Below are 22,144 nucleotides of genomic sequence, written 5' to 3'. Positions count from 1 at the left end.
TTGCCGGGAACCAGTAAATGAATGACGTTCATTTATTAGAATAATAGCTGTTTGGCTCCGGGACCGGAAGTGCCGGATGGAATAATGCTGGAGACCACCGACGAAAGGCCAGTGATGCCGGCAGGACCAGCTGTACAGGGACGCTCCGTGGGGAATTCCGGGACCCCCGCTGGAAATGCGGGGGCCAGGAGGCGTGCGGGACGGCCGTCCGCCGCACTGCTGGACAAGGCGGGGATCACGGCGGCGGCGCTGGAACTCATCAACCGCAAGGGCTACGACGGCCTCACCATGGCGGGCTTGGCCAAGGAACTGGACGTGGCGCCGTCGGCCCTTTACAACCATGTGGCCTCGAAAAGGGACGTCCTGCTCCTGGTGGAGGACCATTTGACCTCACTGGTGGATGTGTCCGATTTTGGCTCGGCTCCCTGGGAAGAGGCGGTACGAAGCTGGGCGTGGAGCTACCGGAATGTCTTCGCCCGGCATACGCCGCTCATTCCGGTCATTGCCGTTCTTCCGGTGACGGACGCGCCGCAGACGCTGGCGATGTACGAGACCGTGAGCAAGGGATTTCTCGACGCCGGATTCCCGCAGGATCGGGTGGTGTCCTCGATCGTGGCACTGGAGTCCTTTATTTTCGGCTCCGCATACGACGTCACGGCACCGGCGGATATTTTCGATTCGGGCACGATGGCCGGCTCGACGCCTCATTTCACCGCCGCCGTGCGGAGTGCGGCGAATAACGACCGGTCCCCCGCGGATGCGGCTTTCAGTCTGGGGCTCGAGGCGCTGATTTCGGGGCTGGGTGCGCTGCGGGGGTAGGAGCTGCGGTGACGCTGAGCAGTCAGCTAGGAAAGACTCCGGCCGCATCCGCTCGATGTAGAGCTCCAGTCCGATCTTGTCTTGGTGCGCCAGTGGCCGCACCGCACTCTCGAACAGATGGAGACCGGCGGTCCAGTCATCCCAAAGCCCGTCGCTCATGACGAGGTCCGTTCTCGATCTCAGCGCCCGGACGGCAGCGGCTATCAAGACCGCTGTAACTACCTCGTCCTAAGGCCGGTTCCAAGTCTTACTAGACCCAGTCATCCTTGGATATCCGAGCTTCCTGGCGCTCCGCAGATGGAATGTTTCGAATGCTTTGCCGGCAGCCTTGAGGCCGTTCAACCGGATAGCCTAATGCTCAGGGATGATGGAAAGTCCTTGGCCGTTCGGGCCGCAGATGGTTACGGCCTGATGCTGCCACGATCATGCGCGCATCAGCGATTACCTCGGCAGTCGCCCTCAGGCCAGGAAAGTAGTAGCGGGTATAGCCCATGGCGCTCCCTGTTCACGTCATACTGCACAAACGGCCTGGCGAATGCTCCACCCCAAGCGAGGCGTCGGCCATCTCACTTCGGGATGGCTCCAATAGGGTTCTCGGAACACCTTCCATTTTGAATGCCGATAACCGACGTTATGTAAAGCTACGCAGGGGAGCGGGATCGCCGTGTGCTCGAAACCAGACTCTTGGCAGGCACTTCACCCGACACAGCCCAATCATTGCGAGGCCTAGCCTTTGAGATCTGTCTGCCCGCCTTATGGTGTGAATGTGCTGGGCAGCGACTTGGATTCATAATGCCCGACTCCCTGATAACTGATGACGATTGAGGACTAAATGAGCTTGCGGGAAAAATGGGCCGATCAGGAGCGGGAACGCCAGGCGGCCAATGAGGAACGCGTCCGGGTGCGCGAAGCAGAACGGGCTAAAGAAGCGTACAAAAACAGCCCTGTGGGCCTCGCAGAGACGGCATACCAAAATGGAGACCAGTTCTTTCAGGTCGAGATGGAAGTAAGTTCTCTGGCTGGCTCACACTCTTCGTTCGGGTCCTCCGAAAACCGCCTGGTCCAGGCTGCTTCGACTGCTGTAACCCTGGGGCAGATCGAAGCCCTTGGCTGGCATCTTGAGCACGCCGGTTATGTCTTCGTGGAAACCGGGTCGACTTCTACCAACCGTGTGCTGGCAACTGGGCAGGGCGTAGTCACCAAGGGTCATGTCGCAGGAATCTATCTGTTCAGGCGTGCCGGGCAAAAGAAGATCTGAGTCAGCTGAAGGGCAAGAGAGGTGCTTCGACCCATGAGGCCAGCCCGGCCGGAGTGTCTACAAGGGGTCAACCGCTCCCCCTACTCAAATTTGGTCAGGCCGATAGCCACGTTATGTAAACTAGAGGGCTGCGTATGGCATGTGATGCATCATCTGCGCGTGTGTTCCCCGCCGCGGCCGAAACTCGCCTACTCACAGGTAGCGCCCTCGGTAGCAGAGCTGACTCTTGACGCTCCTCCCGGATGTTTGGACAATTCCACGCAACTAAGAGTTGGAGGCGGTCATGGTTGGTCAGCGTATCGGTTACGTCCGGGTCAGCACCCTTGATCAGAACGAGAAACGCCAACTCGAGGGGCAGGTTCTCGACCGAGTCTTCACGGACAAAGCTTCCGGCAGGGACACTGCGCGGCCGCAGCTGACAGAACTGCTTCGGTTCGCCCGCGACGGGGACACAGTCGTGGTGCACAGCATGGACCGGCTTGCCCGCAACCTGGATGACCTTCGTGCCCTCGTTCAAGGGCTTACGAAACGAGGGGTACGTGTCGAGTTCATCAAGGAGCACCTCGTCTTCACTGGTGAGGACTCCCCCATGGCTAACCTCATGCTCTCGGTCATGGGAGCCTTCGCCGAATTCGAACGCTCCCTCATTCGAGAGCGTCAGCGGGAAGGCATCGCCTTGGCCCAGCAACGCGGCGTGTACAAGGGAAGAAAGAAGACGCTGACACCGGAACGGGCAGCCGAGCTGGTCCAACGCGCGGGCAGCGGAATCCCGAAAGTTGTCCTCGCCCGTGACTACGGAATCAGCAGGGAAACGGTCTATCAATATCTCCGCCACGCCAACGGAATGCATCCGAAGCAGCTTCCTCCCACGCAGCTCATTTAGAGGGCCTACCATCGCGTCCATCCACTCACTGCAAGAATGGCAAGGACTCAGGACACCTTTGTTCTGAGCGTAAAAACTAGTCGAGAAAATAGGCGTGAACCTTCTCGTCGGAGTCCAAAATTTCGTCTGCAGGCACATCCAGCCGTCGTGCGAGTTCGGCTGATCCAATGAGTGCGACCTGCACGTCAGGCGAGAAGGCTCGTTCGAGTAAGCCGAGATAGTCGGACATGCCTCGATCCAATTTCTCTATGAGCTCCTGGTACTCGCCGGCGAGCTGATCGTCGAGCACGCGCTGCTCGCTGAGATAGCGTTCGATCAGCTCGGCCTCTCCCTTCGAGAGGGATGATGCGGCCGCCTTGTACATTATTGTGCCGACCGTGTTGCCGATAACGGCGCCGAGTACTGGAACTGGGATGAGCGCCTGGCCGACAAAAGACGACAGTGCGCTCACCGCGGCTTCCAAGGCGACGAGCTCGGAGTTCTCGATGAACTCGAGCTGGTCGATCTCGCCACAGCGGAGCTTATTCGCTTGGTCTGCGATACCGAAGGCGACGGTGACAATTGAGCTTGCGACGGCCGCTGATGTGGCAGTGAAGTTCGTCAGCGTGTAGATGCTGAGGCCGCGTACTCCGCCTTTGACGAAGCTGAAGCCGGTCTCTCCTGCGATGTCGATCCAGTCCTGCTCGCTGAACTCTTTGAGCCTCTTGCCTTCGCGACGCTTGGCGGCCACGGCCAGCACGAAAGCTGTACCGCCCTCAACCGCGGCGGCTGCGAGTGTGGCTTTTGCTCCTTCTTGCAGGTTTGGCAGGCTCTCCTGATAGGCGTTGTCACGAAGTGCCTGGTCGGTAGAACGGAGGGAGGTTTCCTCGGCCGCCATGGTCGACTCGTAAGCGCCCCTCTGTACCTCGTGGTACTTGAGCGTCGATGGTTCGAGTGTTTCAATACCGATCGATCCGTCTTGGAAGAACGCATCGATTCGTTGCCAGTCCTTAAAGGAGGGTCCGTCTCCGCTGCGCGACAGGAGCTTTCCGGCTTCCTCGGGCGGCGTGGAGTACATCTCCTTAATCACCTCGAAGTAATCAGCGGGTATCTGGTACTTCCCGCCGTTCTGGACGAAGTCGGGATACTTCTGGAGGTGTTCGATAATTGCTCCTAGGGAGAAGCGGCCACCTGCTGCGACGAACTTTTGCTGGATCTCCACCCCGCTGCGGATTAGGTCCACGGGCCCGTTATCGTTCACCCATTGGTAGACCTGCGCTTGGCCCAGGATCTGTTGCCGGGCATTGGAGATACCCACCTCCGCGATCTCCGCGATGAAGCCGTGCATTCCGTGCTGTCCGCCGCGATTGGCGGTGACCACCTCAAGGTCAATCTTCCGAATAGCTTCATCGATGCTGGTGAGTGCGTTCAGCAGGTTCTCGTCCTGCTGCCTGAAAGAGCTCAGCAGGTCGTCAATGCGGAGTTGGTTGAGGTAGTTCACCCATGAAGCGACTGCCTGCTTCTGATTGCTCCTGACCAACTTCGGCAGGTCATCCATCAGTCACATCCCGCTCGATGCGTCTGCTCAGCAGTGCTGCACACGACTTCGTATTGTTCACGAGGACGCCGAGTTCCTGCTGCTGGGAATCGGAGAGGGAACGGAAGTCGGCACCAAAGTACGGCAGTGCCTGGCCGTAGCACTTCACCAGCTCTACGCGAAGCGTGGTGGTCTTCTGGAGGAGGTCGTCGATCTTTGCATCATCGCTTTTGACCGACGCGGTGTTGCGCTTTACAGCAGCAAGCGCCTCCTCCTTTGCCGCGAGGTTGTCGAACTTTTTCTTTGCGAACAACGCGATTGAGGCGAGGAGGGTGGCTCCTGCAACCGTCCATCCGACGGGGCCGGCCAGCGCCAGTATTGCGCCGCCTGCCGCGGTGCCTCCACCTCCGGCAGCCAATGCGCCGCCCCCAAGCCATGCAAGAGCGGCGTTGCTCGCAGCGGCTCCGGAGAGAGCTGAGATTGCGGTACCAGTTGAGGCAGTGCCGAAAGTGGTGGCGACCCACATCGCGGCCGTTGGCGCCACGCTCGCGACTGCAGCTCCCGCGGCAAACCCAGCGCCGGCGCCGGCAGCAGACCGTTGCGCAGCTTCCAGGTCCTTCCGGGCGAACTCCTCCGCATCCAAAAACTCGGCCTTGTAGTCGCCGATCTCGCCGAAGGAGGTCTCGAACGACTTCGGGGTGTTGGCGATGCTGTTCACCAACAGCTCGACAAACTCGATCAGGTCCGCCGACCGTTCGCGCTGGCGCAGGAGCGAAAGCCCCTTGTCGCTCATCCCAGCGAAGGCTGCGTTGTAATCCGCTATCGCCTCCTCGTAGGCGTCCGGCGCCTTCACGGCCATTTTATCGACTGTCTCTTTGGCGGCTTCCTTGACGCTTTCAACCTGCTCGATGAGCTGCGCCGACGCACTCCGAAAGACCTTGCCAATGCCTTCTACGGCCTTACTCACGTCGACTTGTTCAGCCATCGTCTTCCCCTCAACTGGATTGCGGTTCGCTTCCGAGAAAAGATTATCGATTTGCCGCTGACAAATCGGGCGTTCACGTGCGCTGTTGTTTATGCCTTCCTGGATGTACTGTCGCGTGAACTCATGGCAAGGGACTCGACCAGATCCATAATTTCCTGTTGCACAAGCACGGGAATATCCATACCCTCGATGTTTCGTCCTCGAAAGCCATGCCAAGCACTCTTCGGTAGTCCAGCTATCGGCAGTGACGTACCCGGCTATGGCTACCGTTGCCGTCCGGGACAACCCCAGGGACATCATTACTACTTCACTTGCGCGCGAAACACCGAGTTCCAGCAACATGGTTATGTCGGGGCCGTCGGCGATATCATGAACTCCTCGTTCTGCTGCGTAGACCTTGAGGATGTCGTTGTAGCACGACAGATACTTAGGCGCTTGAAACCGTGCCACAGTTTCAATATCGGCCATGACGTCCCGAATTGCCTTGGCTATGGGCACGTTCCGTCCCGATCGTTGTTCGATAAGTCTTGCGAGCGGAAATCCATGCATCCAATTCACCACTAAATTCGCGAGCTGCCACTTGCGTTTGTCTTCTCCGTTTGCTGGTGGCAGGCCAAAGGCCGTTGTCATCATTTGTCCAAGAATCACAAAAGCCGCCTGATAACGCGGCTTTGCGTCGCCTTCTTCCGGCAAGGCCAGGACTAGGTCGTGAGGGTCTTTTGCGTCGTTGCGGAACTTGGTCAGCAGACGTTGCATGGATACTGGGGAGATACCGGCGTGACGAGCAATCAGCTCCTGTGGGAACTCTGCGTCGTTGACGACCTGCTCAACGGCCTGACGTAGCTCGGCCCTATCGGCATGCGAGGGAAGTTGACTCAGGAGTCCCTCAATGTCGGCTCCTGCTGCATGCTTGGCCGCTAAGTACGAAAAGAGGTTCTCGGAAGGTGAGTTCGACGATTTCATTGCAAAATCATTGCGCACATAGTCGTTCGGTTATCAATCCGTGGACGGCACCGTCGATCTAACTGACGCGGTCGTGGTTAGGAACCGCGGTGTCCCGACTCGGCAGCTTGACAGAATCATTATTATCGGCGTTTGAAAACAGGCGGGGGAGCGGCCTCAAAAGGGGCTGCATGGCACCAGTAACCGCGCTTGTCGAGGCCACAACCCGAGGTTTAGAACTGGCCGGCCACGGCCCGGTCCACGGCGAGGATGTCCAGGGCGGCAGGATCAAACGGCGCATCGGATGCGGTCAACCCGACCGGCTTGCAATTTGGGCGGTACAAGAGCGAACTCCCGAACCTGCCTTTTACCTGGCCTTGTCAGGATCCCAACCTGTGATTGAGACTGGGACACCGTCCGCGAGAGCGCCCGTGGCTGTCGCCCCACACCGAAAGTCTCTCGCTCGGCCAGCGAAACCGTGAAAAACTCTAAGTGTGAAATTGGGACCTGATCGCATGGCCCAGCATCTTCAAGAATGGCTGCAAGCGCTGGCTCATATAGGTGCAGCAGTCAACCATGGCGTTTCGCTGGGCGAGCTGCTGGACCTGATCGCCAAGACCGCCTGCAAATTGATGTCCTACGACTTTTGCGCGATCACTATCCCGGACGCGGCGTCGCAAGTCCTGATTATCGAAGGATCCTACGGCCTATCGGCCGAGTACATTCGAGAAGTAAACGCAACGCACCCGCTCAGGCTCCATGGCGTTCACACCCCCACAGCATCGAGCCAGGCGTTCGACATGGGCATACCTGTGCAGATCGAAGACATCGGAAGAAATCCTACGACGCTCGCTTGGCGAGCTGCGGCAAGAGACCAGGGATACACCTCCATGATCTCCGTGCCTTTGAACTCCGCCAACGAAATACTCGGGACCCTCAACTGCTACACCCGATCGACCCATCACTTCGCAAAAGAAGAAGAATCCCGCCTTTTACTTTTGGCAGGCCAAGCAGCTGTAGCCATCACCACCAGTCGCCTACGCTCCGAACAGGCGAAAAGGATCACAGTCCTCAACGATCTCAACAAGTCTCTTGAGGAGCAGCATGAACTGCAAAGGCAAGCCGATGCGATCCACGAGCGGTTGACGGCCCTGACGCTCGAAGGGGGCGGAGTCAGGGCTCTTGGCGGAGCCCTGGCAGAGATCCTGGATCGCCCCGTCGCCGTTTCCGAGACCAACGGGACCCTCCTCTACCAAACCGAACGTGAAGGCGCTTCACTCCCGGCCGCCCTCCTCTCGATTGATGGTGCCCTGCCCCTCCCCGATGTCACGTCCGCAGGCAATCCCGGATTATTGGCCGATGTGCATATTCCGGATACCGCAGGGACAAGGACTGTCGTTCGGGTTCCGGTGATGATCAAGGAGCAGGTCGTTGCGTGGATCTGGACAAGCGGCAAGGTCTCCGAACTCCGCCCGCTGGATCGCCAGGCGATGGAACGGGCTGCGGCGCCCCTGGCCCTGGAACTCCTCCGCACGCAGACAGCGATCCAGGCATTGTGGTGGGAAACCGGCGAGATTCTCTCCGGGCTCCTGTCAGGCGGACGGCACAACGCCACAACGCTCTTGGCCCAAGCCGCACGCCTCGGCCACGATCTGTCCTCACCCCACGCAGTCATCGCGGTGCGATTTGAACATCGTAACGAGGGCGATCTCCCCTACTGGCTTGCCGCCACGTTCTCACGAGTGGCACGACAAATCGCACCAAGGCCGCTGATTGGGTCTTACGACGGATATATTGTTGCTCTGTGGCCGCTCGCGCCAACGACGCCGATCGACGAAGTCCGAAGCATCGGTGACGAAGTCAGGCGGATTTCTTCGGGTCGCTCGCACGCTGCCATCTCGGGGCCGGTCACAAGCAGCGCAGATTATCCTTCGGCGTTTGCAACCGTCCGCGGAGCGGTTGAGCTGGCGGCCCTGCGCAACTCCCCCTCCGGCACTCTGGCGTTGAGCGATCTGGGACTGGTTGGGCTTCTGCTTCAACTCCCGGATGTATCCGCACTGAGCCACTATACGGACGCCGTGCTTGGCCCGATACGTGACAAGGGCTTACCCGAAGATCCGCCGCTCCTGCCGACATTGTCAGCTCTCATTCACAATGATCTCAACGCCAGCAAGACGGCGGAGCAGCTTCATGTCCCGGAAGACGCCGTCGTCGAAGCCCGCCGACAGATCGAGGATCTGCTCGCACTTGACCTTTCACGCGCGTCTGACCTCACGCGCATCTCAACGGCTCTCGAAGTCGACGACGTCCTCGAAGGCAGGCAGCGGTAGTGCACGTGCGCTGGACAGAGTCAAAGCGGTGCACGCCGTAAAAGATATCTCGCAGGTGCAGGCGTGTTCAAAGTTCACCGACAACGTCCAGTGCGGCGGCGATGGAGCGCTACGCAGCGGTTTTAACCGCATCGTGGCGGACGGACTTCGATACTATTCCCCCGGAATTCAACCGGCGGCCCCTAGATTGCTGCTTGCATTGCTGGCCCGCAGATTGCCATTCGGGCGGCAGTCACGGACCGCAGCTGTGCCGAAACGACCATATCCGCCACGCGAACGGATTGCAAACATCTTCGCACCTCGACGCTCGCGGCGGAATCTACGGCTGCTGCTGCTTGCGTGGCGGCTAGCGGGCTTGACCTCGGCGATGCAGAAAAGATTGCCTTCCGGGTCGGCCAGTGTAGTCCAACGCATACCTCGGAATTGATCAATGATGTCCCAGCGACGAACAGCCCCGAGTTCCAGGAGACGTTCGACTTCGGCTTCTCTCCGGCTCCAATCAACCCAGAAGTCGAGGTGGGTCACTTGGTCGGTGCTGCGACTGGTTGTCGTGTAGCGGAAGGGAAGCGGACGCCATTCAAAGCATCGGACTGAACGGAGATATCTTTCGCACTGCCCGTAGGTTCACCGCCTTGCAACGCTGGACCAGAATCCGGCCAGTGCCGCGGGAATGGTCTACGAGTACCTGCGCCACGCCAAGCTGGAGTGATTCCCCTCCCCTGTCGGCGCTGTCGTTGCCTCGTAGCCGCCGCCATAGCTTGACGGAAGGTCGGTTGTCGGCATTTAAAACACGGGAGCGTTCAGCCTTCCTCTTGGCCACCGCAGATGTTTGACAGAATCGCCTCTTTCCTAATAATGTACACATATTCGTAATGCGGCACATGTTGTCCACCTTTTTCTTGTCGCTCAGGCGTGGACCGGAGCTGGCTGGAACATATCCTCATTAACGGGCTATTGGCACTGGAGAGTCTGTAATCCCATGGCATCTTCGCATCCAGCTACTGAGCGAATGGTCGGCGGGAAAAGGAGAAGGCAGCGACATGACAGCGTGGGGCGGGAAAGAAAACTCGACCGGATGCGAGGCACAGGGAGGGCGTCCAGAGCGTCACCCCGTCGTGCAGACCGAGGCCGGCGCTGTCATGGGTGTCACGCGGGATTCGGTCTCGGTTTTCCGCGGCGTGCCATATGGAGCCGACACGGAGGGAAATAGTCGATTTATGCCGGCGCAGCCGCCTTTACAGTGGGCCGGAGTCCGCGACGCCATGAGCTACGGTTGCACCGCTCCGCAGCCGCATCCGGGCGCCTCAGCCGTTCCTCCACATCTTGCGTGGGTCTTCGACTCTCAGCCACGTGGTGAGAACTGTCTGGTGCTCAACATCTACGCGCCATTTGAGCTATTTGCCGACGCAGCGCCTGTGATGGTGTTCTTCCATGGAGGGGGCTTCGTCAATGGCTCCGCGAGCCCGCCAGGGTTAGATGGGGCGAATCTGGCCATGCAGGGAGTTGTGGTGGTGACGATCAATCACCGTCTCAACATTTTCGGCCACCTTTACCTCGGCGAGCACCACAACGATTACGCTGACTCCGGGAACATCGGCCTGCTCGACGCCGTGTCAGCACTTCGCTGGGTGAAACGGAACATCGGACAGTTCGGCGGTGATCCAGACTGCGTGACCATCTTTGGCCAATCCGGAGGTGGATCAAAGGTGGCGGCATTGATGTCGTTGCCAGCAGCCAAGGGCCTGTTCCATCGCGCCATCATCCAAAGCGCCTCGTCAATGCTACGCCTCGCAACCCTGGACGAAGCTGCCCGCAATGCAGATCTTGTTCTGAACGAGCTGCAGCTCGACAGGCGGCGGCCGCGTACCTTGCACGAGACTTCCGTGCCGAACCTCCTGGCAGCCATCCCATGCGCGATCCGCGCGGCCGGCAGGAGGGACTACTTTCGTCCCGTGGTTGACGGACTCCACCTGCTCGACCAGCCGTTCGCTGCGGCATCACTGCGGCTATCGTCAGATGTGCCCGTCATGATGGGATGGTGCGAAACGGAACAACGTGCCTCCATTTCGCTCACCCCCCAGGTCCTGAACCAGACGCATTCCAGTGCATTGGCGGGGGTCGCCCGCTTCCTCGATGTGCCCGACTATCTCGCTGCGAACGTCATGAGCACGTACGCTGCGGGGCGTCCGAACGATTCTCCTGGCGACCTACTGGCGATGATCTACGGCGACCATCGTTACCGCCGCACTGTAACTACCGCGGCTGAGCGTCGGATGACGTCGGCCAATGCGGCCACGTACCTATACATGATTAGATGGCGCAGTCCCGCCATGGGCGGGCTTCTCAGGTCGCCTCACATGCTGTGCCTGCCGTTCGTCTTCCGCAACGTAGATCGCGCCCGTGAGTTCGTCGGTACTGAGCCAGACAGGTACAGGCTCCAGGAAGAGATCTCACGGGCATGGGTCCAGTTCGCCAGAACCGGGGATCCCAATGGCGTCGGCTTGGCCCAATGGCCGGCCTACAACTTGGAAGAGCGTCCCACCATGGTGTTCGACCGCGAGTCCGGTCCAGAGTATGACCCGGCGTCGGACGAACGCTTACAGCTCGAACTCTGCCCGCTATATAACCCAGCCGAAGGCGAAGGTGGAAGGCGAGGATGAGCAACGGCTCCCTATGCCAGCCCTGATTTTTCAGGAACAGTAGGGGCAGCATCGATGAACAGTCCCTGGGCCGGCGCCGCGCCACTGACTGGAATGACCCGCGAGCGAAAGCCGTCGGCCGGACCCCGGTCAGCCGTACTAAGAATTTCCTTACCGCTCAGATCCCAAGGAAGGCTCGTCCCCCACCGCGAATGCCTCAGTTTGCGCATCGAGCCGGTCTAAGTGTCAGCCGTTAGCCGTCGGGGTCGCGAGGAACGTCGTCAGATCGCGAGTGCTACTCGCGGTGTCCACGTCTTGAACCCACTTGATCAGGTCATCGATTTGGCCCTCCGTCATAATCCCTAGAAGTGCCATGTGAGCCTTCGTCGACAGCCGATCCCAGGAGATGGGATTACTGCCGGCGCCACGACAGGCATCGACACGCTCGGTCAGGGTGCGCCCGTCTCTCGTCTCTACCGTCACGATCGCACGCCACGCACGTCCATTCTCCGCAATGTACTCATCGGTGGGCACCAAATCTGGATCCCCAACGACTCGGACTCGACTCATGATCTCCTTCACGGGCTCGGAGTAGAACCGTTCGTAGTCGTGGGAGTTGTCAAAAGTGATACGGCCTTCCAGCAGCAGGATGCTCATGATGTACTTCAGATTGATGTCGGGCATCGGTCGATCTTTGATGATATATGCGAGAAACGGTGGCAGGCGGACCTCGATCGAACGCACGTTATCGGCGCGCAGGGATTCCGTATTGATCAGATGTTCGAGAGCCTGCGCAGCCGGCTGAATCGGACCACCGATTGGGTACTGCTTGATATCCGTCTTCGTCACATGCCGGGTTTGGTCCAAGTCCTGCAACATCCGGTCCACGCTGCCCTCCTCTCCAAATGCGTCAAAGACGTTTGGAGATTTGTCGAACGTATCGTGGACCCCGGTGAAACCGAACCGCACCAATTCCACTGAACGGACACCGGCATGGGCTTGATGGGCGGCGGTGGTGAACGCCTTGCCGATATGCTCCGGGTCCCGATAGATCGTCGAGATGCCGGCCACCTGCTGCGCCGAATAGGAAAGCACATGACGGTTCTGCTCCATCGTCAGCCCAGAAAGGAATGCAGCAGCTGCCGCCGCTCCGAATGTCTGCCCTAGACCGTGGCTTGTGCGGGGAGACTGGTCCATCGCCTCCATGGTTCGCCAGGCTCCGACGTTGACGGCACCGGCCACGTCATACCCCAAGGACACCGCGGCCAGTAACTCAGAACCGCGGCTATCGAGGGCCTCGGCTATCGAGACTGCGGCCGGAACGATTGAAGCGCCGGGGTGTATGCGCGCCCGGTTGTTCACATCGTCGGTTTCGTCCGCGTGGGCACACATAGCATTGGCAAAGGCGGCCAGCTCAGGATTGGTGCGTGTCCCGCCGATGATGGATGACTCACCCGTTCCCCCGCGCGACTCGGCATAGGCGATCGCGAGCTTGCCGGGTCGCAGCGTCGAGCCACTTATCATCGCCACCAGGCTGTCGAGCAGGTGCTGTTTCGCCCTGTCAGCGATTTCCGGGCTCAGGGGCCGGTTCTTTGCTTCAGTAATGTGCCTGGCAAGGGCCGTGGTTACAGGTGCGTCCATCGTGCGGTTGTCTCCTTCAACGAGATATGGCGACTGGAAGGGCGGAGTGCTGCGCGACTATAGGTTCACAACGCAACAGTTACTTCGCGGTGGGCCAAAGCCGGAAGGCATCATTCGGCTATTTGAATACACATACCTTATAACGTACGTTTGGCCGGGGCAAGCAAGGCTGAATCGCTGCATAGCGGGGATTTCCTGACTGGAAACGTCCTGAGCGCTACTAATCGCCGGGCCACTAAGCATTGACCTAGGACACTCCGCAGCCAACACTGTCGCATCCGCACCAAAGCGGCCGTCAGAATGTTGCCCGAAGGTGGCTAACCCTCATCCGTCTTGGCGACGTAAACGTCGCACGGGGCGTGGTGGGCGACATTATTGGCCACACTGCCCAGGACACGCCCGATACCTTGCATGCGCTTGTTTCCGACGACGATCATGCGGGCTCCGTGGGTTTCTGCCTGCTCGATCAAGGCACTTGCCGGGGTGCCGCGAAGTGCGAAGTGGTCGAGCCTAAGGCTTCCGCCTCGGAGGCTATCGGCAACACTTTTGGCCAGGGTTTCTGCTTGACGTGCGGCGGTGATGACCAGCTGGTCACTACCGGTACCAATGACTTCGGGGCGGTCGTCATTGAAAGCTGTGACTACGTGCAGAGTTGCGCCCAAGGCCACCGCCAGATCGCGTGCTGTTTCAGCTGCACGTTGTGCGGTAGCACTTCCGTCTACGCCGACGACAATTATTCCAGTCATGATGTTCTCCTTGTTCTGCTTGCGCTGAGCTTGCAGTGGATTTGTTCCCTAACAAACGCCGGCTCCTCGAATGCCTCGAGCGGGGTTCGCTCGGGAGCGGATCAATAAACCCTTAGCCTCATTGTATGTAAATACGAATACTCATTCGTAACTGCGTGAGAACGCTGTTGACGGGTGCGTGCGCTGCGGCTACTTTGCTGGTCCGGCCAAAGTCGCGGCCGGACCGGACCCCGAAAACACGGATCGACGTTACCCGCAGAGCGGGTGCGCTGAAATCCGTTCCTGTACAAGCCCAGCCCCTACCACCCTTACCTTCATATTCATATTATGGTACGTTCATACAGGTATCCGAATATTTTAGCTAGTCCAGTTTGCTGATGGAGGTTGGGCACATGAAGATCGTCGTCCTGGTCAAGGCAGTTCCCGACACTTACGGTGTCCGCAAGCTCGACTTGGAGACAGGTTTGGCGGATCGAGCCGCGGCGGAGACACTTCAGGATGAAATCTCAGAGCGGGCTCTCGAAGTCGCCCTTAGCTATGCGGAGAAGAACTCCGGCGCAGACGTGACTGTCATATGCATGGGTCCAGAATCAGCGGCCGCATCGCTACGCAAGGGTCTGGCGATGGGAGCCAATTCTGCCCTGCAGGTCGTTGACGATTCGCTGTCTGGCGCGGATCTTGGCCTCACTGCGTCGGTGCTGGCGGCCGCCGTCTTAAGGACTGGATTCGACCTGGTTGTCACCGGAAACCAGTCGACAGACGGCTCGGCCGGAGTGATTCCGGCTATGGTCGCTGAGAAGCTTGGCGTACCTCAATTGACGGCATTGACTTCGGTTCAGATCGGCGTTGGAACGGTGTCAGGGACGCGAGCTTCTGATACGGGGGTGGCGTCGGTGGAGGCAGAGCTACCGGCTGTGATTTCGGTTACTGAGGCCTTGCCGGATGCCCGGTTCCCGAACTTCAAGGGCATCAGAGGGGCAAGCAAGAAGCCGTTCGAGACGTTGTCGCTTAGGGATTTGGGTGTGGAGGCTGTGCCAGAGTCCCACCTGCCGCGGTCGATCATGATCGCGATTGGCGAAAAGCCGCCTCGCGGGGCGGGTACGAAGATCTTCGACGAGGGCGATGCTGGCGCCAAGCTCGCAGAATTCCTGGTCCAGAACCAGCTTGCTTAGGGGAATACTGATGACTGATTTCGCTGTTGACTCAATTCTGGTTTTCCTAGAGGTAACCCCTGCCGGCGCCCTCGCAAAATCTTCCGCGGAGTTGATCGGCGCGGCTGCCGCAATCGGCACGCCGGTGGGACTCGTGGTTTCCGACGCCGATGGCGTTGCCGAGGCTGCAAGCGCTTTGGGAGCTGCCCGAGTCTTGCTCGCTCCCACCGGCCACGGTCTGACTATCCCGATGGTCGATGCCCTTTTCGCCGCAGCCGAGCTGGTAAATCCGGACGCAATTTTAGTCTCGAACTCGGTTGATGGACGCGATGTTGCCGGCCGGTTTGCGGCTCGCACAAGTGCCGCGATTGCCGTCGACGCCGTCAAGGTCTCCCGCGATGCTGAGGGAGTAGTTGCCCATCACTCGGTGTATGGCGGTGCCTACAATGTAGCCTCTGCCTCGACTTTCGGGGCTCCGGTGATTACGGTCCGCCAAGGCGCCGTGGAGGCGCGCGCTCAATCGCGGCCGACAGTTGTCGACCGGCTCGTTGTGAGGGCGTCGGGGACTCGCGCTGCCACTGTCAATCATTTCGAGGCGGTAACCCTGAACTCTGCTCGCCCCGAATTGCGCGGGGCAAAGAAGGTAGTCTCGGGTGGGCGGGGCCTCGGGTCAGGCGAAGACTTCGCCTTGGTTGAGCAGCTCGCCGACCTCCTTGGTGCGGCGGTGGGGGCCTCCCGGGCTATCGTTGATGCCGGATTCGCGCCGCAGTCGTACCAGGTTGGCCAAACTGGGGTTTCCGTCTCCCCGCAGCTCTATGTCGCGGTGGGTATTTCCGGGGCGATTCAGCACATGGCGGGCATGCAGACCGCTAAAACAATCGTTGCCATTAATAAGGACGCCGACGCCCCGATCTTCGACATCGCGGATTTCGGTGTCGTGGGGGATCTCTACACGGTGGTGCCGCAACTGATCGCTGCGCTGCAGTCCAGGAAAGGCTAGGCAGATGGCAGGTCCCATCCTTCGGCGTGGACTTCCACGCACGCCTGGCGGGGAGCCTTGGCCAGCCGCAGCGTATGCCCCGCCGCAGCCTCCGGCCGCGACTAACGTCCCGAGCGAGTCACCTAGTAGGGACATCTCCCTGCTTCGCACTGCCGATGCTGGTGGGGTGCAGGTAAAGGTGGCTATTTACGTGCCTGCATCGGACGTGAGGAGAAGCGCGCAATCCCACGTCCAGGCCCGCCGGGGGCTCCCGCGGGTCACCGGTGGTGAGCCATGGCCTTTGGCGGCAGCTATCGCTCCGACAGCTAAAACCGAGGCCCAATCCCGCGCAGATCGCCAGAAACGAGACGAGCCGGGCATTAAAACGTCCAAGGAGAGCAACCGCACCTCTTCAGCCCCTCTAACGGATGCCGAAGCCACTTTGCGCCGCGGGCTGCCTCGTGTTGACGGCGGCGATCTCTGGCCGCCCGCCGGATTCGCACCCGACGGCAAAGCTGGTTTGCGCGCCAAGCAATCGCCAGTGGAGACGGCTTCATGGCGGGACGAACTTGCGGCCTCCGCATCCGTGGAGCAGCGTGTGCCGGAGCCAGCTAGGCCACTGCCGATCTCCGGGAAGGGCGCTCGGGCGGGTGCCAGGGCAGCAGCAAAGAAGAGCCCGGCGCCTCAGCCCAAGCGCTACGGACCCTACACCAAGGGCCAATGGGCGGGCGCGATCGTTGCCGCCAGTGCTGGTCTGTTGCTCGTGACGGCAATCATTGTGCTATTCGTTCGCTGGTTCCTATCTCTTGGGTTCATGCAGGACTTCACGAGCACGTTCCCGGGAGAATATTCACTTCCTGTCGGCAGTCCTGTTGGATTCCCAGCTTGGCTGCAGTGGCAGCATTTTTTCAACGCTTTCCTGATTGTGCTCATCATCCGCAGTGGTCTGACCGTGCGTTATCAAAAACGACCTCCTGCCGTCTGGTCATGGCGCAACAAAGGGCGCAAAATCAGCCTCGCGTTATGGTTTCATCAATTCCTTGACATCCTGTGGCTGGCCAACGGCGCTGTTTTTGTTGTGCTGTTGTTCGCGACGGGGCACTGGGTGCGAATAATTCCCACGAGCTGGGAGGTCTTCCCCAATGCGTTCACCGCAGCGTTGAGCTACGCCTCGCTCGATTGGCCAACAGAACATGGTTGGGTCAACTACAACGCGCTCCAGCAACTCTCATACTTCACCATCGTCTTCATTGCCGCCCCATTGGCTGCTGTCTCTGGGGTGCGCATGTCGGGAGTCTGGCCAAAGGAGGCGAAGAGACTTAGCAAGGTATATCCCCTCGAGTTGGCTCGTGCCATACATGTGCCCGTGATGGTGTACTTCATACTGTTCGTCCTCGTGCACGTCACCCTGGTCCTCGCGACTGGGGCCCTTAGAAACCTCAACCACATGTACGGAGGTTCGGACCAGCTCAACTGGACCGGTTTTTGGATCTTCGTCGCGTCGCTGGCCGTTATCGCCGGTGGGTGGATCGCCGCCCGTCCACTGATGCTCGCTCCGATAGCCCGGCTCTTTGGAACGGTGTCACGAAGCTGACAGCAAAAGGCGCTTCCCAACTGGAGCGTTTTTGGCGATTGTGACCGTCCAGATTTTCGAGGACAGCCTGGTGGGGACATAGACGGGTTCCTCAGCCGGAGTCTGATCAAGATGCTCGGTCAGCTGCCGCGAAGTCCTTCTTCGCGAGTGATGTATGACTGGGGCAGGTCCTGAACAGTGAGGCCGCGGCGTGAGCACCCCTGGGTATCAGGGGGCATACCTGAGATGGTGTTTAGCGCACGTCCGACGGTTGAGTGACGGCAACTCACGCCATCTGTTGAAGCAATTGCTGTGCTGACTGCATGGCCGTCTTTGCCCGCTCCACGATAGAGAGCCCGCCGTGATCTTGGGCCGGAACCTCAACGCAGATTGGCAGGCCGTCGGGCAGGGAACTCACGAAATCTCTCAACGGCAGTTCGCCCTCGCCCGGGAACAGCCTGCCATATCGGGCCTCGCGCGGTAGGTCAACTGGAGCAGTGGCAGGGGCATCACAGAGTTGCGCACAAGCCAAAAGCGCCGGGTCCGCCCTACGGATCTCGTTTCCCGTTCCGCCTGAGCGGTAAAAGTGAAGCGCGTCGAGCGTCACGCCAAGTCCCGGATGTCCGATCGCCTGGACGACTCTTAGTGCCTGGCCGAAGGATGAGATTCCCCGATAGGGAATGAATTCCAGCATGACGCCAACACCGTACTGATCGCCCGCGACGCACAACTCTTCAAGCCGACGCCAGATGACGGGTTCGTCATCTGGCGTGTACTCCTGGTTAGTCCCCGAAGTGACGGCCAGTCGCCGAGCCCCAAGCGCGCCTGCAAACTCCAACGCAGGCAGCAACTCGTTCACAATCGTTTTCCGTGTAACTCGGACGACTTCGACATCGAAGACCTGCAAGCCGCTTGCTTCAAGACGTCTCTTGATTGTTTTCTGGAGCTTGAGGTTGGCCATCACATCAACATCTGTCTCCATGACTGGGAAGATCCGGAGACTGACTCCATCAAATCCGGCCTCGAGAGCAGCATCGATCTGCTCCAAGGGCGAGCAGGGCAAAATTGTCAGAGCGGATAGCGAAACAGGATGCATCAGTTATTCCTCACCGGAAAAATTTTGTCTGAGTAGCCATAGGCCATACATATTTGCGAACCAACGTATCTTATGGTGTACACTCCAATTAAGGCAACCGTAGTAGCCGCCACGTCGTGCAACCTTCGTGAACCATTTGTGGGTCACTCCGGCCGGGGCCGGTTCAACGGTTCTGAACATTGTGGTTCACCATCCGAAAGGAAAGCCATGGGCAGACTTGCCAACAAGATCGCTGTCGTCATTGGAGCTGGGCAGAGCCCGGGAGAATCGATCGGAAACGGTCGGGCGACTGCACTGCGGTTTATTGAAGAGGGAGCTTCCATCTTGGCCGTCGACCGAGACATCGACTCGGCGCGGGAAACCCTGAAGATGGCGAAGGGGGACACCAGTGAGGCTTTCGAAGCCGATGTCAGGCAGATCGAATCCCTGAAGCGGGCCATCGATTTCGCAGTATCCCGATGGGGGCGCATCGATATCCTCCACTACAACGTCGGGGTCAGCGTCGGCGCCGGAGACGGCCCGCTCGACGTCATCACCGAGGACTCCTTCGACACAGTAATGGCGATCAATCTTCGTGGGGCTGTCATGGCGGCGAAGCTCGTGGAGCCGATTATGCGAGCCCAAGGATCCGGCGTTGTCTTAAACGTGTCGTCGATGTCTGCGATTGAGACGAGTTCGACGAATGTCGCATATCGGGCAAGCAAGGCCGGGCTCATCGCATTTACCCAGCAGTTCGCTATGAGAAACGCGGAATTCGGCGTCCGGGCGAACGCAATCCTGCCTGGACGGGTGGAAACTGCAATGGCAGTGGATACACGGGCTCGACTCACGGGCACGACCCGCGATGAGATCATCGCTCAACGAAAGTCCCTCATTCCCCTGCAGGGACATGTTGGAACCGGCTGGGACGTGGCTAACGCGGCAGTCTTCCTGGCTTCGGATGAGGCTGGCTTCATCACTGGGACTTCCTTGCCGGTCGACGGCGGAGCATTGGTGAAGATCGGCTGGTAGCCGCGAGTTCCACTCACAACAAACTCGAATTTCACACGCACAACAAGAACGGGGCAGTATCCGTGACACATCCGAATCAGCCGGCGCCGAGCACACTCGACCTCGCGTCACTGGCCGACGTCATCTCAGAGATCGCCGATTTGGACGCCTTCCGCGAAGCGGCTGGGACTTCGTTGGCAGTGGCATCCGACTACTGGCGGGCACCGATGGAGAGCTCACACCTCTCGCCTCGCATGAAAGAACTGGTCCTGCTCGCAATGCATGCTTCAGCTACCAGCCTCAACGTAGACGCGGCTGAACGCCACATCAAACGAGCCCGTGAGGCCGGTGCCACCGCGGGAGAAATCCTCGACGTGCTCATTACGATTGTCGCCCTGGCGAACCACGCCCTTTACTTCTCGGTTCCGATCCTGCAGGACGAACTCAAGCGACGCGGCGACGACGCGGGCATGGCTGAGTTTGACCCAGCTTTTGAAGAAGCCAAACAAGCATTCATTGAGTCACGCGGTTTCTGGAACTCCGATCGTGAAGCGATCGCCCGCTTGATGCCCGAGTATTACAAGGCTCTGGATGCAGTATCAACCGAGTCTTGGAACAACGGCAAGCTCAGCACGAAGGAGCGAGAATTCGTCTGCATCGGAATCGACTGCACGGTAACTCACAATTACGAACCAGGTCTACGTCGCCATATCCGAAACGCGCTGGACCTGGGAGCGACCCGCGGGGAGATCCTTGAAATTTTCCAGCTCTCGGGTCTTCTCGGACTCGAAAGCTACATTCTCGGCGCGAAGGCCCTTTTCGGCCGGTAACTGCCGGGATCCGCCCAGGCAGGCAGTCGCACTTTCCCCTCAACTGCGAACCGCAGTACTACCACAAATTCAAGTCTGGAATCTCAGCATCACGAAGGAGTGTGCAATGACGGACATCAAGAAAGGCCTCGCGGGAGTCACTGTTGACTACACGGCCGTGAGCAAGGTCAACCCTGAGACCAACTCGCTTCTGTACCGCGGTTACCCCGTGCAGGAGCTCGCTGCGACCCAACCGTTCGAAGCGGTAGCGTACCTGCTGTGGCACGGCGAGCTGCCCACCGCCAACGAACTCGCCACACTCCGAGCCGAGGAACGGCTCCACCGAGCCCTCGATCCGGAGGTGAAGGCGGCGATTGACCTGGTGCCGCTCAACGCCCACCCAATGGACGAGGTACGCACTGCAGTTAGTCTGCTGGGTGCCCGCGACCTCGCCGGAACAGGCTCCGTATTCGAGGCAAGCGGAACTCCGGACGAAAACCTCGCTCGAAGCGTGCGACTCTTCGCTGCACTCCCTGCGATCGTGGCATACGGGCAGCGCCGACGGCGCAAACTGGACCTGATCGAACCCCGGGACGACCTCGATTACGCCTCGAACTTCCTGTGGATGACCTTCGGTGAGGAGGCTAACGATGTCGCGGCTAACGCATTCAACCGCTCGATGATCCTCTATGCCGAGCACTCCTTCAACGCTTCGACTTTCACTGCTCGCGTCGTGACCAGCACATTGAGTGACCTGTACTCGGCAGTCGTTGCCGCTATTGGCGCACTCAAGGGACCGCTACACGGGGGCGCGAATGAGGCGGTGCTGCATATTTTCAACGAAATCGGAGACGCCTCCAACGTTGAGCCTTGGCTCGACAAAGCCCTCGCCTCCAAGCGGAAGATCATGGGCTTTGGCCACCGAGTTTACAAGCGCGGCGACTCGCGCGTACCCACTATGAAAACCGCCCTGGACACACTGGTCGAGCACTTCGACCGTCCTGATGTCGCCGAACTCTACGATGCGCTCGAGGCTGGATTTGTTAGCCGAAAGGGCATCTACCCGAATCTTGATTTTCCCTCCGGCCCGGCATACAACCTCCTCGGTTTTGACACGGTCACCTTCACACCTGTCTTCATCGCAGCACGAATAACAGGGTGGACTGCCCACATCCTCGAACAGGCGGCTTCGAACGCACTCATCCGCCCGCTGTCAGAGTACAACGGCCCTGATGAGCGCCACATCGAAGGCTATGTGCCCGATGCTGCCGCCGCCGAGGCCGAGGCAGCCGTCGCACGGCGCGCCGAGGAGTCTGCAGCGTAGCCCACAGGCCTGACCCAGATGCCCACCTGAGCAACACCAGGTCCCGCCTATAGGAATTGGTCGACTACGAAGAGTACAACCCCTTCGCCGGCGTCTTAAATTCAGGTCACCGGCCGTCACTAGGATCAGGGGCGGAGGCACCGGACCTCCGCCCAAGAGATCGCTCGCATCAGGTAAGCCCTAAAACCTCCGGCGCCGGTACGCACGGTATTCGCAACAGGCACCTTGAAGGTCAAGGGCCGGCGCCGGAACCGCTCCTCCAGTTGCACTGGAATGCTTGCGGATAGCGGAGTTGCCAACTCCGCCATCCGCGGGTCCATCTTCCTGGTGCCTCACACGCGCGGAGACGGAACGACCGGGCTCGCAAGTTCCCATCAACTTCTCTGATTGAGCGGAGGGCCTCGGGCACCCACATCCGCGGACTTGCTTAGTGGACGCCACTGACTAAGAAAAGCAGATAGCG

At 59.6% G+C, this 22,144-nt stretch carries 17 protein-coding genes; 11 read left to right on the top strand and 6 right to left on the bottom strand.

Features of this window, described 5'->3' with window-relative positions; genetic code table 11:
* Window positions 1-114: 114 nt before the first annotated feature.
* The 3 genes from SMD14_RS00505 (at window position 115) to SMD14_RS00495 (ending at window position 2,960) form a co-directional block, all read left to right on the top strand.
* Window positions 115-819, top strand: coding sequence for a TetR/AcrR family transcriptional regulator (locus SMD14_RS00505; RefSeq protein ID WP_370460776.1), 705 nt, complete (start codon window positions 115-117; stop codon window positions 817-819).
* An 832-nt stretch (window positions 820-1,651) separates the two neighbouring features.
* A complete protein-coding gene (locus SMD14_RS00500) occupies window positions 1,652-2,077 on the top strand; it encodes a hypothetical protein (RefSeq protein WP_157240047.1) in 426 nt (141 codons plus the stop codon).
* A 283-nt stretch (window positions 2,078-2,360) separates the two neighbouring features.
* The gene (locus SMD14_RS00495; RefSeq protein ID WP_157240048.1) at window positions 2,361-2,960 is read left to right on the top strand and encodes a recombinase family protein; all 600 of its coding nucleotides are present in this window, start codon (window positions 2,361-2,363) and stop codon (window positions 2,958-2,960) included.
* Window positions 2,961-3,036: 76 nt separating this feature from the next.
* Here the strand turns inward: SMD14_RS00495 and SMD14_RS00490 are convergent, their stop codons facing one another.
* Both SMD14_RS00490 and SMD14_RS00485 read right to left on the bottom strand, forming a co-directional pair.
* Window positions 3,037-4,497, bottom strand: a complete 1,461-nt coding sequence (locus tag SMD14_RS00490) for a hypothetical protein (protein WP_321214922.1) — start codon at window positions 4,495-4,497, stop codon at window positions 3,037-3,039.
* On the bottom strand, window positions 4,490-6,424 hold the full coding sequence (locus SMD14_RS00485) for a hypothetical protein (protein WP_321214921.1): 1,935 nt from the start codon (window positions 6,422-6,424) through the stop codon (window positions 4,490-4,492). The genes SMD14_RS00490 and SMD14_RS00485 overlap by 8 nt, the downstream gene beginning before the upstream one ends.
* A gap of 494 nt (window positions 6,425-6,918) precedes the next feature.
* Between SMD14_RS00485 and SMD14_RS00480 the strand changes: the two genes are divergently transcribed.
* Entirely contained in the window at window positions 6,919-8,733 is a 1,815-nt protein-coding gene (locus SMD14_RS00480; protein ID WP_321214920.1) for a GAF domain-containing protein, read from the top strand.
* A gap of 168 nt (window positions 8,734-8,901) precedes the next feature.
* Here SMD14_RS00480 and SMD14_RS00475 read toward each other — a convergent pair whose 3' ends face one another.
* Window positions 8,902-9,258 (bottom strand): VOC family protein, encoded by a 357-nt coding sequence (locus SMD14_RS00475; protein ID WP_321214919.1) that lies wholly within the window; start codon window positions 9,256-9,258, stop codon window positions 8,902-8,904.
* 515 nt (window positions 9,259-9,773) lie between these two features.
* Here SMD14_RS00475 and SMD14_RS00470 point away from each other — a divergent pair.
* Entirely contained in the window at window positions 9,774-11,393 is a 1,620-nt protein-coding gene (locus SMD14_RS00470) for a carboxylesterase family protein (RefSeq protein ID WP_321214918.1), read from the top strand.
* A 225-nt stretch (window positions 11,394-11,618) separates the two neighbouring features.
* On the opposite strand, the gene SMD14_RS00465 is transcribed toward SMD14_RS00470, so the two are convergent.
* Window positions 11,619-13,013: an MmgE/PrpD family protein gene (locus SMD14_RS00465; protein ID WP_321214917.1), complete on the bottom strand. Its 1,395-nt coding sequence runs from the start codon at window positions 13,011-13,013 to the stop codon at window positions 11,619-11,621.
* Window positions 13,014-13,330: 317 nt separating this feature from the next.
* A complete protein-coding gene (locus tag SMD14_RS00460) occupies window positions 13,331-13,759 on the bottom strand; it encodes a universal stress protein (RefSeq protein ID WP_321214916.1) in 429 nt (142 codons plus the stop codon).
* Between the two features lie 392 nt (window positions 13,760-14,151).
* Between SMD14_RS00460 and SMD14_RS00455 the strand changes: the two genes are divergently transcribed.
* The 3 genes from SMD14_RS00455 to SMD14_RS00445 all read left to right on the top strand — a co-directional run bounded on the left by SMD14_RS00455 (window position 14,152) and on the right by SMD14_RS00445 (window position 17,483).
* Window positions 14,152-14,931 carry an electron transfer flavoprotein subunit beta/FixA family protein gene (locus tag SMD14_RS00455; protein WP_321214915.1) on the top strand — a complete coding sequence of 260 codons (780 nt, stop codon included), beginning with the start codon at window positions 14,152-14,154 and terminating at the stop codon, window positions 14,929-14,931.
* A gap of 10 nt (window positions 14,932-14,941) precedes the next feature.
* Window positions 14,942-15,910, top strand: coding sequence for an electron transfer flavoprotein subunit alpha/FixB family protein (locus tag SMD14_RS00450; RefSeq protein WP_321214914.1), 969 nt, complete (start codon window positions 14,942-14,944; stop codon window positions 15,908-15,910).
* Window positions 15,911-16,190: 280 nt separating this feature from the next.
* Window positions 16,191-17,483 carry a cytochrome b/b6 domain-containing protein gene (locus tag SMD14_RS00445; RefSeq protein WP_321214913.1) on the top strand — a complete coding sequence of 431 codons (1,293 nt, stop codon included), beginning with the start codon at window positions 16,191-16,193 and terminating at the stop codon, window positions 17,481-17,483.
* A 265-nt stretch (window positions 17,484-17,748) separates the two neighbouring features.
* Here SMD14_RS00445 and SMD14_RS00440 read toward each other — a convergent pair whose 3' ends face one another.
* Entirely contained in the window at window positions 17,749-18,558 is an 810-nt protein-coding gene (locus tag SMD14_RS00440; RefSeq protein WP_321214912.1) for a sugar phosphate isomerase/epimerase, read from the bottom strand.
* Between the two features lie 207 nt (window positions 18,559-18,765).
* On the opposite strand from SMD14_RS00440, the gene SMD14_RS00435 reads away from it, so the two are divergent.
* From SMD14_RS00435 to SMD14_RS00425, 3 genes are all read left to right on the top strand, one after another.
* Window positions 18,766-19,569, top strand: coding sequence for an SDR family oxidoreductase (locus SMD14_RS00435; RefSeq protein WP_321214911.1), 804 nt, complete (start codon window positions 18,766-18,768; stop codon window positions 19,567-19,569).
* Between the two features lie 62 nt (window positions 19,570-19,631).
* On the top strand, window positions 19,632-20,378 hold the full coding sequence (locus SMD14_RS00430; protein WP_321214910.1) for a carboxymuconolactone decarboxylase family protein: 747 nt from the start codon (window positions 19,632-19,634) through the stop codon (window positions 20,376-20,378).
* A 106-nt stretch (window positions 20,379-20,484) separates the two neighbouring features.
* Complete coding sequence (locus tag SMD14_RS00425; RefSeq protein ID WP_321214909.1) at window positions 20,485-21,681, top strand: bifunctional 2-methylcitrate synthase/citrate synthase; 1,197 nt, start codon at window positions 20,485-20,487, stop codon at window positions 21,679-21,681.
* Window positions 21,682-22,144: the final 463 nt, after the last annotated feature.

It is taken from the genome of Pseudarthrobacter oxydans (genome assembly GCF_034258515.1).
Lineage (GTDB): Bacteria > Actinomycetota > Actinomycetes > Actinomycetales > Micrococcaceae > Arthrobacter.
Note: the sequence above shows the minus strand (reverse complement) of the source record. Positions and strands in the feature narration are given on the sequence as shown.